Origin of the sequence: Moorella glycerini, assembly GCF_009735625.1 — a bacterium.
In the GTDB taxonomy this organism is placed as follows: domain Bacteria; phylum Bacillota; class DSM-521; order Neomoorellales; family Neomoorellaceae; genus Neomoorella; species Neomoorella glycerini.
Map to the genome: position 1 here is coordinate 1,538,196 of NZ_CP046244.1, position 14,119 is coordinate 1,552,314.

15 protein-coding genes are annotated in these 14,119 nt (G+C 57.5%); 14 read left to right on the forward strand and 1 reads right to left on the reverse strand.

The features are described 5' to 3' along the window. The first annotated feature begins 35 nt into the window (after nt 1–35). From csaB to MGLY_RS07770, 7 genes are all read left to right on the forward strand, one after another. Nucleotides 36–1,277, forward strand: a complete 1,242-nt coding sequence (gene csaB / locus MGLY_RS07740) for a polysaccharide pyruvyl transferase CsaB (RefSeq protein ID WP_156272805.1) — start codon at nt 36–38, stop codon at nt 1,275–1,277. Between the two features lie 12 nt (nt 1,278–1,289). Further along, entirely contained in the window at nt 1,290–2,891 is a 1,602-nt protein-coding gene (gene murJ, locus MGLY_RS07745) for a murein biosynthesis integral membrane protein MurJ (RefSeq protein ID WP_156272807.1), read from the forward strand. An 82-nt stretch (nt 2,892–2,973) separates the two neighbouring features. Beyond that, entirely contained in the window at nt 2,974–3,405 is a 432-nt protein-coding gene (gene fabZ / locus MGLY_RS07750; RefSeq protein WP_156272809.1) for a 3-hydroxyacyl-ACP dehydratase FabZ, read from the forward strand. A gap of 210 nt (nt 3,406–3,615) precedes the next feature. Beyond that, on the forward strand, nt 3,616–4,665 hold the full coding sequence (locus MGLY_RS07755; RefSeq protein WP_156272811.1) for a glycosyltransferase family 4 protein: 1,050 nt from the start codon (nt 3,616–3,618) through the stop codon (nt 4,663–4,665). Between the two features lie 16 nt (nt 4,666–4,681). After that, nucleotides 4,682–4,915 carry a hypothetical protein gene (locus tag MGLY_RS07760; protein ID WP_170290970.1) on the forward strand — a complete coding sequence of 78 codons (234 nt, stop codon included), beginning with the start codon at nt 4,682–4,684 and terminating at the stop codon, nt 4,913–4,915. Nucleotides 4,916–5,194: 279 nt separating this feature from the next. Further along, nucleotides 5,195–5,959: a DUF421 domain-containing protein gene (locus MGLY_RS07765; RefSeq protein WP_156272815.1), complete on the forward strand. Its 765-nt coding sequence runs from the start codon at nt 5,195–5,197 to the stop codon at nt 5,957–5,959. A gap of 266 nt (nt 5,960–6,225) precedes the next feature. Further along, nucleotides 6,226–7,641 (forward strand): phosphoglucomutase/phosphomannomutase family protein, encoded by a 1,416-nt coding sequence (locus MGLY_RS07770; RefSeq protein ID WP_156272817.1) that lies wholly within the window; start codon nt 6,226–6,228, stop codon nt 7,639–7,641. On the opposite strand, the gene MGLY_RS07775 is transcribed toward MGLY_RS07770, so the two are convergent. Continuing rightward, on the reverse strand, nt 7,631–7,795 hold the full coding sequence (locus tag MGLY_RS07775) for a hypothetical protein (RefSeq protein WP_156272821.1): 165 nt from the start codon (nt 7,793–7,795) through the stop codon (nt 7,631–7,633). The genes MGLY_RS07770 and MGLY_RS07775 overlap by 11 nt on opposite strands. Nucleotides 7,796–7,850: 55 nt before the next feature. Here MGLY_RS07775 and MGLY_RS07780 point away from each other — a divergent pair, with 55 nt between their 5' ends. From MGLY_RS07780 to MGLY_RS07810, 7 genes are all read left to right on the forward strand, one after another. Further along, nucleotides 7,851–8,288 (forward strand): hypothetical protein, encoded by a 438-nt coding sequence (locus MGLY_RS07780; RefSeq protein ID WP_156272823.1) that lies wholly within the window; start codon nt 7,851–7,853, stop codon nt 8,286–8,288. Nucleotides 8,289–8,359: 71 nt separating this feature from the next. After that, the gene (locus tag MGLY_RS07785; protein WP_156272824.1) at nt 8,360–9,430 is read left to right on the forward strand and encodes a sensor domain-containing diguanylate cyclase; all 1,071 of its coding nucleotides are present in this window, start codon (nt 8,360–8,362) and stop codon (nt 9,428–9,430) included. 84 nt (nt 9,431–9,514) lie between these two features. Next, on the forward strand, nt 9,515–11,320 hold the full coding sequence (locus tag MGLY_RS07790; RefSeq protein WP_170290971.1) for a helicase-related protein: 1,806 nt from the start codon (nt 9,515–9,517) through the stop codon (nt 11,318–11,320). Nucleotides 11,321–11,333: 13 nt separating this feature from the next. After that, nucleotides 11,334–12,059: a ComF family protein gene (locus tag MGLY_RS07795; protein WP_170290972.1), complete on the forward strand. Its 726-nt coding sequence runs from the start codon at nt 11,334–11,336 to the stop codon at nt 12,057–12,059. A gap of 278 nt (nt 12,060–12,337) precedes the next feature. Then, nucleotides 12,338–12,535 (forward strand): cold shock domain-containing protein, encoded by a 198-nt coding sequence (locus MGLY_RS07800; protein ID WP_156276285.1) that lies wholly within the window; start codon nt 12,338–12,340, stop codon nt 12,533–12,535. A 117-nt stretch (nt 12,536–12,652) separates the two neighbouring features. Beyond that, complete coding sequence (gene hpf, locus MGLY_RS07805) at nt 12,653–13,177, forward strand: ribosome hibernation-promoting factor, HPF/YfiA family (RefSeq protein WP_156272826.1); 525 nt, start codon at nt 12,653–12,655, stop codon at nt 13,175–13,177. Between the two features lie 156 nt (nt 13,178–13,333). Further along, nucleotides 13,334–14,023: a hypothetical protein gene (locus tag MGLY_RS07810; protein WP_156272828.1), complete on the forward strand. Its 690-nt coding sequence runs from the start codon at nt 13,334–13,336 to the stop codon at nt 14,021–14,023. Nucleotides 14,024–14,119 lie beyond the last annotated feature (96 nt).

Genomic DNA, 14,119 nt, shown 5'->3' on the forward strand with positions numbered 1-14,119 from the left:
CCGGCAAGGAGTAAATAAGGGGGCGCGATAAAACTATGGCCGGGGTAGACGTCCAAGCCGCCAGAGCGACACCATCAGACGATAAAAATGGTAGTCAGGCAGGCTTTAAATCTGGAACTGGCGTAGCCAGTTCGTACGGGTTTCCGACTTCCGACTTCCGGCCGCCGACTTCTGTTTTCAGGGTAGTTATCTCCGGCTACTACGGCTTCCAGAACGCCGGTGATGAGGCCGTCCTTTACAGCATGATCCAGGCCCTGCGTTCCTTTGTGCCCGGCCTGGAAATCACCGTCCTTTCCCACTGCCCGGAGCAAACGGCGGCCAGCCTGAACGTTAATGCGGTAAACCGCTGGCGGCTAACAGCGATAACCGGGGCCATGCGCCGGGCCGACCTGGTGCTCAGCGGCGGCGGCAGTCTTTTCCAGGATGTTACCGGACCGGAGAGCCTCCTTTACTACCTGGGCGTGGTGGTCCTGGCCCGGCTGCTGCGCAAGCCGGTAGTGGTCTATGCCCAGGGCCTGGGACCTTTAAAGCGTCCCTGGAGCCGCTGGCTGGCCGGCAGGGTCTTAAATAAAGTCCAGCTCATAACTTTGCGGGACAGTGAGTCGCGGCAGCTCCTGGAGGAAATCGGGGTGAGACGGCCGCCGGTCTATGTTACGGCCGACCCGGTCCTGGGCCTGGAACCGGAGAACCTGGATTTACGACCCGCACAGAAAAAATGGCAGGAGATGGGCTTGAAGGGCCAGGTAGCTGGCATTTCAGTCCGCTCCTGGCCAGGGGCCGGGAACTGCTGGCCGGCCCTGGCCAGGGTGGCCGATGACCTGGTGACCAGCGGGTGGCAGGTTTTATTTTTACCTTTCCACTTTCCCGCCGATGTCGACGCCTGCCGCCAGGTAGCCCGCCTGATGCATCAACCGGCAGCCATTTTAAGGGAAAATTTGGACCTGGCGACCATTATGGGCCTGATGAGCCAGCTGCAATTTTTAATTGGCATGCGCCTCCACGCCCTGATCCTGGCAGCAGTCATGGGGGTGCCCTTCCTGGCCCTGCCCTATGATCCCAAAGTGGCTGCCTTTGCCCGGCTGGTGGAACAGCCGGCCGTGGGTTCCCTGGCAGGGGTAACCTGTATGAGCCTCACGGCAGCAGTCCAGGAGGCCCTGGCTCGCCGGGAAGAACACGGCCAGAGGGTCAGGGCAGCAGCGGCCGAACTGCGGCCCCGGGCCCTGGATACCGCCCGCCTGGTGGTAGAGTACCTGAGGAAAGGAGCCATAGGTGGCTGACAGCCAGATAAAATGGTAACAAAAAGTAACGGCAAGTATGTCCGGGTACCGGCAGGGACACCGGTGGCCCGCATGGCCAGGGCGGCGAGCATCGTCCTGCTCTTGAACCTGTTGAGCCGGGTGCTAGGGTTTGTCCGGGATGCCAGCATCGCCGCCCGTTTTGGCGCCGGCCCGGCAACCGACGCCTACCTGGTAGCCTATACCATCCCTTATTTTCTCCAGACCATCCTGGGGATGGCCTTTGTCACGGTTATGGTGCCGGTAGTGACTGCTTACCTGGTCCGGGATGACCGCGACCAGGGCTGGGCGGTAGCCAGCGCCGTCGGCAACTGGACGTTTTTAATCATGACCCTGCTGGCGGTTGCCGGTGCCGGCCTGGCTCCCCGGCTCGTCCAGATCCTGGCCCCGGGATTTGCGGGACCTGTTTATGCCCTGACGGTGAAACTAACGCGGATCATGTTCCTCTCCCTCCCCTTCATGGGGACGGGGATGCTCATCAGCGGTATTTTAAACGCCGGCTATATCTTTACCTCCCCGGCCCTGGCGCCGGCGGTAAGCAACCTGGTGATTATTGCTACGGTTGTCTTCGCCGGGCAAACCTTCGGCATCACCGGCCTGGCCATAGGGACGGTCTTAAGTTTTGTCGCCTACCTGGCAATCCAGCTTCCCGACTTACCGCGTTTGCAGTTTCGTTATACCTGGCGCTTGCTAGCCCATCACCCGGCAGTCTGCCAGATTGGCCGCCACCTGCTGCCGGTTTCTCTAAGCCTGGCGGTGGTCCAGCTGTACCTGGCAACAAACCGCTTTTTTGCCTCCCAGCTGGTACCGGGAAGCATTACGGCCCTGGATTTTGGCAATCGCCTGGTAACTTTACCCCTGGGTATCTTCGTAGCCAGCGTCACCACAGCTATTTTTCCTTCCCTGGCCGAGCAGGCGGCCCGGCAGGATCGCCGGGAAATGGCTCACCTGGTGGACCGGGGCCTGGGCCTGGTGGCCCTGACTATCCTGCCGGCGGCCGCCGGGCTCATTATCCTCCGGGAACCCCTGGTGCGGCTGGTCTTCCAGCGGGGGGCCTTTGATCCCCGGGCGACGGCCATGACGGCGGTGGCGGTTTTATTTTATTCCCTGGGCCTCCTGGCCCAGGCCATGCATCCCATCCTGACCCGCGCCTTTTATGCCCTCCAGGATGTAGCCGTCCCGGTAATTACCGGCCTTTTGTCTGTCGGGTTAAATGTCCTCTTCAGCTATCTCCTGGTACCGTACCTGGGACATGGCGGCCTGGCCCTGGCCAATTCCCTGGCGGCCAGCCTCTATGCCCTGATGCTTTACCTGGCCCTTTACCGGCGCCTGCCGGAGTTAAAGGCGGTTACCCTGCTGGGGACTATGCTGCGCACTGGCTTGGCGGCCCTGGGGATGGGCTTGCTGGTCTGGCTGGCCGGGAGGGGCCTGGCTGTTTTTGCCTGGTCCCAACCTTTAGCGGGGTTACTTATCCGGTTAACGGGGTTGACAGCCGCCGGGATCGTGACCTTCTGGGGCCTGGCCCGGCTATTGCGGATTGAAGAAGTTAATTTCATCAGCGCCATGCTCTGCCGCCGGCTGCAAAGGGTTTTTTAGAGAAGCAGGAATATGGGGATAAATGGCGAATAGAAACAGTAATATTGTCCCAAAACAAAAGTTCTAAAAGCGAAGTGACGTCATGGACCTGACCGCCATTCAGAAAGTATTGCCCCATCGCTATCCATTTTTGCTGGTTGACCGGATGCTGGCAGTAGAGGCCGGCCGGCAGGCGGTAGGACAAAAAAACGTCAGCGGCAACGAATGGTATTTTAGCGGCCATTTTCCCGGGCAGCCGGTGATGCCGGGGGTCTTAATCATGGAAGCCCTGGCCCAGGTCGGGGCGGTGGCCCTGTTGAGCCTGCCCGAATTCCAGGGGCAGGTGGTCCTTTTTGGCGGCATGGACAGGGTTCGTTTCCGCCGCCAGGTAGTCCCCGGCGATGTTTTACGGCTGGAGACGGAGATTATCAAGCTGAAGGGCCGGGTGGGCAAAGGCTACGGCCGCGCCTGGGTGGGGGAAGAGCTGGCGGCTGAAGGCGAGCTGCTTTTTGCCGTGGGCGACAGGATAGAGTAGGGGAGCTATGTCAGAGGAACCCCTCATGGTGATGAGCCGCCACCAGCGAGGGTATGAAAATGCCTGGCTGGCATTTGTCCTCTCACCTCCAAAATGGCCGGGAACCCCGCCTTAAGCCCTGGCTGAGCCGTAGGCCGCTCCACAAGGGCTTTGGTGCGAGCGAGACAATGCCAGCCTGCGATAGAGTTATTTGCGGAGGGGGAACCGCAGGTGAATATCCTGGCCCTTGCTCTAGCAGGGGTAATTAGTTTTTGGCTTACACCTGTACTTTGCCGGGTGGCGCCCCGCCTGGGGGCTGTCGATAAGCCCGATGCACGTAAAGTTCACCGTACTCTCATGCCCCGGCTGGGAGGGGTGGCCATCTACGCCGGTTTCCTGGCAGCCTTCTACTTACTCGCTTACCATGAAGATAAGTACCTGGGCCTCTTGCTGGGCGGCACCTTCATCATGCTGGTGGGGCTGGTCGATGATATTAAAAATATAAGTCCCACGCTGAAATTAATGGGTCAAATTGTCGCCGCAGCCATCCTGGTAGCCTTCGGCGTGCGGGTGGAATTTCTCACCAACCCCTTTGACGGGCTTTTTATCCTGGGCAAACTGGCCATTCCCGTAACTATTTTTTGGATAGTAGGCGTTACCAATGCTTTAAACCTGGTGGACGGCCTGGATGGCCTGGCCGCCGGGACTTCCTTTATCGCCGCCGTGACCATTGCCGTGGTGGCCTGGCTTAACGGGGAAGTGGTTGTAGCCCTTCTTTCCCTGGCCCTGGCGGCCAGCGTGCTGGGCTTTTTGCCCTTTAACTTTCACCCGGCACGGATTTTCATGGGGGACAGCGGTTCCATGTTTTTGGGCTTCAACCTGGCGGCCCTGGCTACCATCGGCCTGACCAAGAGCGCGACAGTGGTTTCCCTGTTTGTGCCGGTAGTCATCTTAGGTTTGCCCATCCTGGACACCACCCTGGCCATTATCCGGCGCTTTCTCAACCACCGGCCCATCTTTGCCCCCGACAAAGGCCACCTGCACCACCGCCTGCTGGCCCAGGGTTTAACCCAGCGCCAGGCCGTCGGTGTCATCTACCTGGTGGATGCCTGCCTGGGGGGTAGTGCTGTGCTCCTTACCAGGCTGGCCACGGATCAGGGCATGCTTATCCTGGTGGGCCTGGCCGTGATAATCCTGGTGGGCTGCGATAAACTGGGGATTCTTGGTAGAAGGCATCTTACCAGGGTTAAAGCCCGGCACAATTCTTTGCACATGCTGTAGGGACGAGGTGATGGCTGTGCGCAACTACTATTTGCTCGTTGTTATTCTCCTCCTGGCTTTTGCCCTGGGCCTGGCGGGCAGCGCTGGCGCGACGGCCTCTCCGGCCGGCCTGCAGGCCGACCCGGTGGTTACCCGCAGCTACGTCCAGGAAGCCGTCGACAGCCGCCTGGTACCACTGCAGCAAGAAATCGAACGGGCGCAGCAACGCCTGGCCGCCCTGCAACAACGGGTAAATAACCTGGTGCGGTAGGAGCGGTACACATTGGCTTTTGTTGGGAACGAGCGAAAAAAGCCAGCCTGATGGGTTGAAGGCCCGGCTGCAGTTTTTAACTGCGGCCTTTTTGCATTTATGGAGCTTATTGGGAAATAATACGGAAATGAAGTCTTGGAGTAACGGGGGAATACAGATGAACGACTTGCTTATTGAGGCGCTCTTAATCCTGGCTTTTATCGTGGCCGGCATTGGCCTCCTTTTTTATCTCCACAAGCGAGAATTACTTTAAACTTACTAAGTTAGGGGGTTCAATTCGTGGAGTACCTCGAGGTATTTCTCCAGACCATCCTGGCCTTTGCGGCCATCCTGATCTACACCCGGATTCTCGGCAAACAGCAGATCGGCCAGCTGACTTTCTTTGAGTATATAAACGGCATCACCTTTGGCAGTATAGCTGCCGTGCTGGCCACCGACATCGAACCCAGACGTACAGGGATGCACTTCCTGGGCCTTACCCTTTTTGCCTTTCTTACCTGGGTGGCCGGTTATGCCGTTCTGGTCAGCCGGCCGGCCCGCAAGCTTATTTCCGGCGAACCTACTGTAGTCGTGCATAACGGTAAAATCCTGGAAGGAAATATGAAAAAAATGCGGTATAATTTTGATGAGCTGGCCATGCAGCTGCGGCAAAAAAATGTATTTGATATTGCCGATGTGGAATATGCTATTCTGGAGCCTGACGGCGACCTGAGCGTTTTGCTGAAATCCCAGAAACGCCCCCTGACACCGGCCGATCTCCAGCTGCCGACCCAGTACGAGGGGATACCGACGGAACTGGTTATGGACGGGGAGATCCTCTTCCAGAACCTGAAGCAAAATAACCTGGATGAAAAGTGGCTCATCCAGCAGCTCCAGGCCCAGGGGGTCCAGGATATCAGCCAGGTTGACTATGCCGTTTTAAGGAGCGACGGCTCCCTGTATGTCAATTTAAAAGAAGACGACATCATCAACCCGGTGGATATTACCGACGCCCCGGAAAGCCCGGTGAAGCAGGAGAAGGAAGAACAGGATAGGCCCTCCTGAGCGGCTAGGGCATGAAAATGCCTGGCTGGCATTTGTCGGAAGCGAGCGAGCTTCTACCGAGCGGCGAAGCGGCCCAGGCGAAGCCGAGGGATGATAAGCGGGGCCGAGGACAGTGGGACTAAAGGCCGGATTCTAAAGGCAAGGATGCCGAATAGGCCGGGAACCCCGCCTTAAGCCCTGGCTGAACCGTAGGCCGCTCCGCGAGGACTTTGGTGCGAGCCAGACAATGCCAGCCTGTGACAAAGTTATTTTCGGAGGTGGTTGTAATGACCATCAAATTTGGCACCGATGGATGGCGGGCCATCATTGCCGAGGAATTCACTTTTGCCAATGTCCGCCTGGTTACCCAGGCCGTCGCCCGTTACCTGCAGGACGAGAAAGGACGGGGGGAAGTCGTTATCGGTTATGATAACCGTTTCCTGGCCCCGGAGTTTGCCGCTGCAGTGGCCGAAGTATTGACGGGCAACGGCTTTACCGTTTACCTGCCTTCCCGGGCGGTACCAACGCCGGTAACGGCCTGGGCTATTAAAAAGTATGGGGCATTAGGAGCATTAATGCTTACGGCCAGCCATAATCCCCCTGCTTACTCCGGGCTCAAGTTTATACCCGATTATGCCGGGCCGGCCGTGCCGGCCATTACGGAAGCCATTGAAAAAGAAATAGCGGCTGTAATGGAAGGGGGTACTATTAAACGCCTGGAACTGGCTGAGGCCCGGCAAAGGGAGCTGGTAAAGGAACTGGACCCCCGGGAAGCCTACCTGGAGTACCTGCAGGGTTTAGTTGATGTGGCAGCCATCAAGCAGGCCAGGTTAAAAATTGTCGTCGACCCCCTTTATGGCGCCGGGATCGACTACCTGGATGAATTTTTGCAGCGAGCCGGCTGCCAGGTACATACCCTGCATAACTACCGTGACCCCCTTTTCGGCGGTTCCCTGCCTGATCCCAGCGCCAGCGGCTTAAGCGAGCTGGCCTGGCAGGTCCGGGAAACGGGAGCCGACCTGGGGCTGGCCCTCGACGGCGATGCCGACCGCTTCGGCGTTGTCGACCGGGACGGCACTTACCTTACGGCCAATGAAATCCTTTACCTGGTCCTGGCCCACCTGCTCTTCCACCGGCAATACCGGGGACCGGTAGCCCGGACGGTAGCTACCACCCATAACCTGGATCGCCTGGCCGCGGCCCAGGGCCTAAAAGTTATTGAGACCCCGGTGGGATTTAAGTATATCGGCCAGGCCTTAAGGGAGCAGGATTGTATCCTGGGGGGCGAGGAGAGCGGGGGATTAAGCATCCGCGGCCACATCCCGGAAAAGGACGGCATCCTGGCCACGGCCCTGGTCGCTGAACTGCAGGCCGTCCAGGGCCGCAGCCTAAAAAGTATCCTGGCGGATTTACAGGAGCGCCATGGCCGGCTGGTCAGCCGGCGGCTGGACCTCAAGGTAGCCCCGGATGTCAAAGCGCGGGTTTTAAAGGAACTGCCGGATTTTACCCCGGCCAGGATTGCCGGCGTCCCGGTGACCGGGCGCCTGGCAGTTGACGGGGTTAAATTCCTCCTGGCTGACGGCAGCTGGGTCTTGCTCCGCCCATCCGGCACGGAACCTCTCCTGCGTTTATATGTGGAGGCACCCGGTGACGAGCGCCTCCATCTCCTCCAGGAAGACATAATTTCCGCCCTTAAGATTTAAAGTATCTGGCATACTCGTCGGCCGAAAGTTCCCGGTAACAGCTGGGACATAAAGCCCCTTTACCGGGAACTTCAATGGCATTTTCCAGGCCCAGGCGCTCCATAAAGCTTAAAGAAGCGCCGCAGCGCAGGCAGGCATCGCTGGCGGCTGGCATCTGTGTCACCTCCTTTCACCTTAGACAACCCCCGTTGCATAGGATGGAGCAGGGGGTGAGTGACGTGGGCTACCAGGCACCAGTAATCTTGCTGGCAGCTGTTGCTTCCCTGGCCCTGGCCTATGGGTGTTTCTGGTGGCGGCAAAAAGAATTAACCTTAGACTATCCCTGCCTGGCCCTCCTGGTGGGTAACCAGGAAGAATTTCTAGAAGGCCTCTTGCGCCGGTTCTGGTGGTGGTGCTACTGGTACGGTTCGCCATGGAGGTTAGTGGTAATTACCGATGCTCAGGCAAAGGCGACCCTTGCTATCTTGCGCCATTTTTTTTATCCCTATCCCTTTTGCCGGTTAATCTACGCCGGGGAAGAAGCACTTTTAACGATGGAATTTACTGCCGGCGCTGGCGGGCGGCAGGCGCATTTTTTAGATATTCGGACAGAACAAGATTTTAACTCTGCCTGGACCAGGATCTGCCGGACCTGCCTAAAAAAATAAATTGACGGAAGGAAAAAATAACCCGGGTGGCGAAATAGACTGCCAGAGTCAAGTTTAAGGAGAGCGGGTTCATGGACGAAGGGCGCAGCCGGGAGGGGTGGGTGGCAGGATTAACCCTGGCCGCAGGGGGAGTATTTTTAACCCTCGCAGGTCCACCGGGCCCGGCTGTCTGGTGGGGTTTAAGCTGGAGTATAATCAACGGCCTGGTGCTGGTAACCAGAACCTTTTTTAGGAGCCGGCAGGGGCAGTTCTTCCTCCTGGGAGTCAACCTCGTCCTGGCCGGCAGCTGGTTATTTGCCGGGAGCGGGCCGGGTACCCCTCTTTTTCCTTTTCTGCTGCTTTTGCCCCTCCTGGTGCCCCTTTACCTGGGCCAGAAGCAGGTTGTTGCTGCAGGCCTGGTGATGGTTCTATTTCTTGGGCTGTGCTGGTATATTAAGGCTGGGTTGCCATTAAACAGTCATTCCCTGGCCCTCTGGGGAGGCTGGATTGCCCTGGCAGGCTTTTGCTTTCTCGCCTGGCTCAAAATACTCGCTGAAGCCCTTAAGGTATCTTCCCTGCAGGCTGAGGTGGACCACTGGCGCCGGGAATATAAAATCTCCCGTTCCCAGCTGGCTGCTGTGGAGTTAATGGCCGTGACCGACGACCTGACCGGGGTTTTTAATTATCGCTATTTTGAGCAGAGCCTGGAGCGGTTGTTGAGTCCCCAGCAACAGCTGCGGTCCCTGGCTGTTTTAATGGTGGATGTTGATCATTTCAAAGAAATCAACGACTCTTACGGCCATGTAGTTGGTAACCGCGTGCTGGCGGAGATAGCGGCCATCTTAAAAGAACACACCCGGGAACAGGATATTGTCACCCGCTTCGGCGGGGAAGAATTCGCCATTATTTTGCCCGGTACCGACTACCGGGGAGCCCTTCAGGTGGCGGAAAGAATACGCCGGGCCATAGCTGAATATACCTTCAACCAGGAAGGGCCGCCCATCCACCTGACGATAAGCACTGGGATGGCTGTCTGGCCGGAAGATGGAGTCAATAAGGAGGAACTGGTCGCCCGGGCCGATCTCGCCCTATACCAGGCCAAGACTACGGGGCGCAACAGCGTCTGCCCGTACCGGCTGCTCAAGGCTGATTCCGGGCCGTAACCCTGGCTGGCCAGGCAATGCCAGCCTGTCACAAAGTTATTTTCGGAGTAGTCACCTGAGGTTGTTTTCGAGGGAGGGCCGGCCATGACGGTGGCGGGGAGTTATACCCCGGTTTTTTGCTGGCGGGGGTTTGTGTACCTGGTCTGGGGAAACCGCTCTGGCCGGGTGGGGATCAGCCATAACCCGGGCCTGGATCGTACCTTCTGGCTGCAGCGCGGCTGCCGGCAGTTTTCGTTGTTAACACCGCCATTGCCTCTGGGTACGGCGGCTTTTTTATGCGACTGGCTGCAACGCCGCCTGCCTTTAAAAGGAGAACCCCCGCTCCAGCAGGCTGCCGCCCTGGTAAACAGAGGCCGGTTAAAATTAGGTCTACCGCCGTGGGAGGCCCCGCCTAACACCCTGCCCGAACCCGGGCCGGCGCCGGTGGCAGCAGAGCTGGCCCTGGTGCAAAAAAACCTGGCAGGCCGGATCCTCTGGCGGGAAGAAATAGCCCTGGCCCTGGCGGAACATAAAGGGGCCGTGAATACTCCCCTGGAAGACCTCCTCCAATGGCTCTACCTGGCAGGGGAGGTAACCCTCCTGCCGGGAGTTGGTTATGAACCCAATGGTGAGCCCCGCTGCCGGCGTTGTGGCCAGGCCTCCAGGTTATTAAAGGTAACCTGTGCTGCCTGCGGGAGTGGGGACTGCCTGGTGTGTGAAGGGTGCCTGGCCATGGGGCAGGCCCGCCGCTGCCGGCCTCTCTATGCCCGCCCCTGGCCGGCTCAGCCGGCCGCCCGGGGAAGACCCGACCTGGATACCCGTCCCCGGCTCAACTTTGCCTTGACACCGGCCCAGGTGGACGCCTACAGAGAAGCAGAAAGCTTTGTTTTCCAGGGGAAGGAAAAGGAGTGTTTACTCTGGGCCGCCTGTGGTGCCGGTAAAACGGAAGTGACCTGCGGGGCTATTGCCGCCGCTTTAAGCCGGGGTAGAAACGTCCTTTATGCCTGCCCCCGCCGGGAGGTGATCCGGGAGCTAGAGGTACGGTTAACCTCTGTCTGGCCGCAGCTCCGCATCCTGTCCCTTTACGGCGGGAGTCCCGGTAAATTTGGCACAGCCGACCTCATCCTGGCTACCACTCACCAGGCGCTGCGTTTTTACCGCCGTTTTGACCTGGTAATCCTGGATGAAGTCGATGCCTTTCCCCTGTCCGAAGATCCCATGCTTTATTATGCCGTTGCCAGGGCCCGCCGGGAAGACGGCCAGACCCTGTTTCTTACAGCTACCCCGCCGGCCGGGCTGGTAGCCCGGGTGAGACGCCGGCAGGTAAAGGTAATTTACCTGCCGGCCAGGCACCACGGCCATCCCCTGCCGGTACCTGAGATCCTCCGGGACCCTTTTTTAAGCCGGCCGGGTGCAAAGCGCCTCCCCCGCTCCCTGGTTAATTGTTTGGACCTGACCCTGGCGGAAGAGGTCCAGCTCATTATCTTTGTCCCGGCCGTTAAACTGGTGGAGGAAGTAGTTGCCTGGCTCTTACAGGAACGGCCGGGACCGGACCCCAACCGGCCCTGGGTACAGGGTTGTTATGCCGCCCACCCCCGGCGGGATGAAATTATCGCCTCCTTTCGCCGGGAGGAGTTTCCCGTGCTGGTAACGACTACCGTTATGGAGCGGGGGATTACTATTCCCCGCCTCAATGTCCTGGTCCTTTATGCCGATGAAGAAAGGATTTTTACCGCCAATACCCTGATCCAGATTGCCGGGCGGGCCGGGCGTTCGCCGGCCTACCCCAGCGGCCGGGTATGGTTTCTGGCCAGCCGTATCAGCCCGGCCATGGCCGTTGCCCGCCGCCAGATCCAGGAATTCAACGCTCTCGCCCGCCGGCGGGGATACCTGCTGGCAGGGGAAAAATGAGAGGAGGCGCGTTATGCTTCTCTCCTGGCTTTTTCCCCGGGGTAAAGCCTGTTCCTGGTGCGGCCGGCCGGTGCACCAGGGATTCTTTTGTACCAGCTGCCGGCAGCAGCTCCTGGACTGGCAGCAACATTACCATCCCTGCCTTTACTGCGGCCGCCTCCTGCCGCTGGGGAAGCAGGCAGTCTGTAACCAGTGCCGGGAAGAATTGCCTCCTTTCCAGAAAGCCCGGTCTGTGGGCCCTTACCAGGGATTATTAAAAGAAATGATCTGGGCCCTCAAGTACCAGGGTCGCCGCTCCCTGGCTACCCCCCTGGGACATCTTTTAGCCGGGGTAGTTGTCAGGGAACTGGGGTCGGGGCGTCCCGACCTGGTAATCCCGGTCCCCCTCACCAGCACCCGCCTGCGGGTGCGGACCTTTAACCAGGCTGAACTCCTGGCCCTGGCCCTGGGGCAGGAACTGGACCTGCCGGTGAATGGGGAGGTAATGTTCAGGGTCAGGGAAACGGCGCCCCAGGTCAACCTTTCCCGGCGCTCCAGGTGGCAGAATTTAGGCGGCGCTTTCAAGGTAACAGCACCGGGTAAAATAACAGGGCGCCATTTGCTCCTGGTGGACGATGTCCTGACCACGGGGGCAACGGCTAGCGCCTGTACCCGTGCCCTGCAGGCTGCCGGGGCGGCCGATGTGGCTGTAGTTACCCTGGCTACGGGCATCGAAAATCTTCCCTGCTTTTCACCATAAACAGCCACAGCGAATACCCGTATCGACAAAATTTTAGGCCTTCCACATTTCCATCCACAGTTACAAGGCAGGGATTGCAATTTATTAACAGGGTTATCCACTTTATCCACAGGTTTGGGGACTAAAAAACAAGCTTGCGAAGGCAGGTTTCGACATCCAAAAAATGGCATTTTCTGTTGGAGAATGATTTGACAGCCAACTTTAACCATGTTAAGATGGAATTGCTTGAGGGTGCTCCCGACCCCAAGGGAGAATATTTTAGGAGGAATGTTGACAAGATGTTGGGCAAGGTTAAATGGTTCAGCCCGGAGAAAGGTTACGGTTTTATTGAAAAGGAAGACGGTAAGGACGTCTTTGTGCACTTCTCCGCCATCCAGGGTGAAGGTTTTAAAACCCTGGCTGAGGGCCAGACGGTGGAATTTGACATTGTCGAAGGACCTCGCGGTCCCCAGGCAGCAAATGTGATTAAACTGTAGCCTACCAGGCCCCGGCTTGTGCCGGGGCCTTGCTGGTATTTAAAGGGCAGGAGGCAGGAATTTGCCCGCCTGTGGGGAATAATATATCAACGGACCAGAAAGGAGTGCTTTCAAGGGATGGAAATCATCATCCGCGGCAAAAACCTCCCGGTAACCGATGCTTTAAAACAGTATATAGTAAAAAGGTTGAGCAAAATTGAACGGTACCTGGAAGGAGTGGATGAGGTCCAGGTTAATCTAGCTGTTAATCGAGACTCCCATGTTGTCGAAGTGACCATTCCCCTCAACGGCTACCTGTTGCGGGGTGAAGAGGCCACCGGTGATATGTACGGGTCTGTTGACCTGGTAGTAGAAAAGCTGGAAAAGCAAATTGCCAAATATAAAACCAAGCTGGCCAGGAAGCTGAAGAACGGCACCTTAAAGGAACTGGTAGTCGAAAATCCTGAAGAAGCCGCTCCGGAACCGAAATTAATCAGGACCAAGCGTTTTCCCATCAAGCCCATGCCGGTGGAAGAAGCTATCCTGCAAATGAACTTGCTGGGACATAATTTCTTTGTCTTTTCCAATGCGGAAACGGAAGAGGTTAACGTCCTTTACCGCCGCCGGGATGGAAACTACGGTTTAATTGAGCCGGAATATTAATACAACGACAAAAGATATTTGGAGATTTTGGGAGATATTGGTCGTAATCTACCCATATCTCTTTTTTTTGCCCTTATTTTATCCCTGTTTAGCAGGGAATTTTATCCTCGCCCGCGAATATAGACCAAAAAACTAAGAGAGAGAAAGGTGAGGGGGTTGCCGGAGTCGAAACGGGAACCGGCGGTTGCCGATTATGAAAAGGTAATCTGCCAGATAAAAGATGTCCTGGGGGCTCGGTTAGTAACAGCTCCTGATGGGAGCATCAGCGAAATACATATCATGGCTGGTAGTAACCGTAATCCCAAGCAAATTGTCCGCGACGTGGAATCGGCCCTGCTTATTCAACTGGGAGTTACTGTTGACCATAAAAAGATCAGCGTGGTCCAGATACAGGGCCAGGAGTTAACGGGAGAAGTGGCTGAAGATAAGGCCCTTTACCGGTCCACCTGTTTGCCCCTGCGCCTGGTGAGCCTTAACCTCTATACCCGGGGCCTGGAGGCCGAAGCTACCGTCGAACTGGAAGCCGGCCTTAGCGGTACTATCTACCAGGGGTATGCCTGCGGGCCCAATACGCCGGAGCGCCATCTCTGGCTGGTGGCAGTTGCTACTCTGAATGCCGTTGAAAAATATAGCTGCGGCATCTGGAACCTGGCCCTGGAAGACCTGGTGCTGGTGGAAGTAGCTCACCGCCGGGCTGCCCTCTGCGTTATTGTTTTAGTCAGCCGGGCAGGATACGAATACCTGGCCGGTGTGGCCCTGGTTAAAGGTGATGACCGCCAGGCTGCCGCCCAGGCCGTCCTGAGAGCCCTTAACTGTCGCTCCTGTGTATACGGGTCAGCAGGGTAAAAATTCTAAAGGCAAGGCCAAACCTTAATTGCTCCTGGCCCTGATTCGTGTTAAAATATAGGTGATAAGGTTTATCCTTTTAAGGAAAGGAACCGG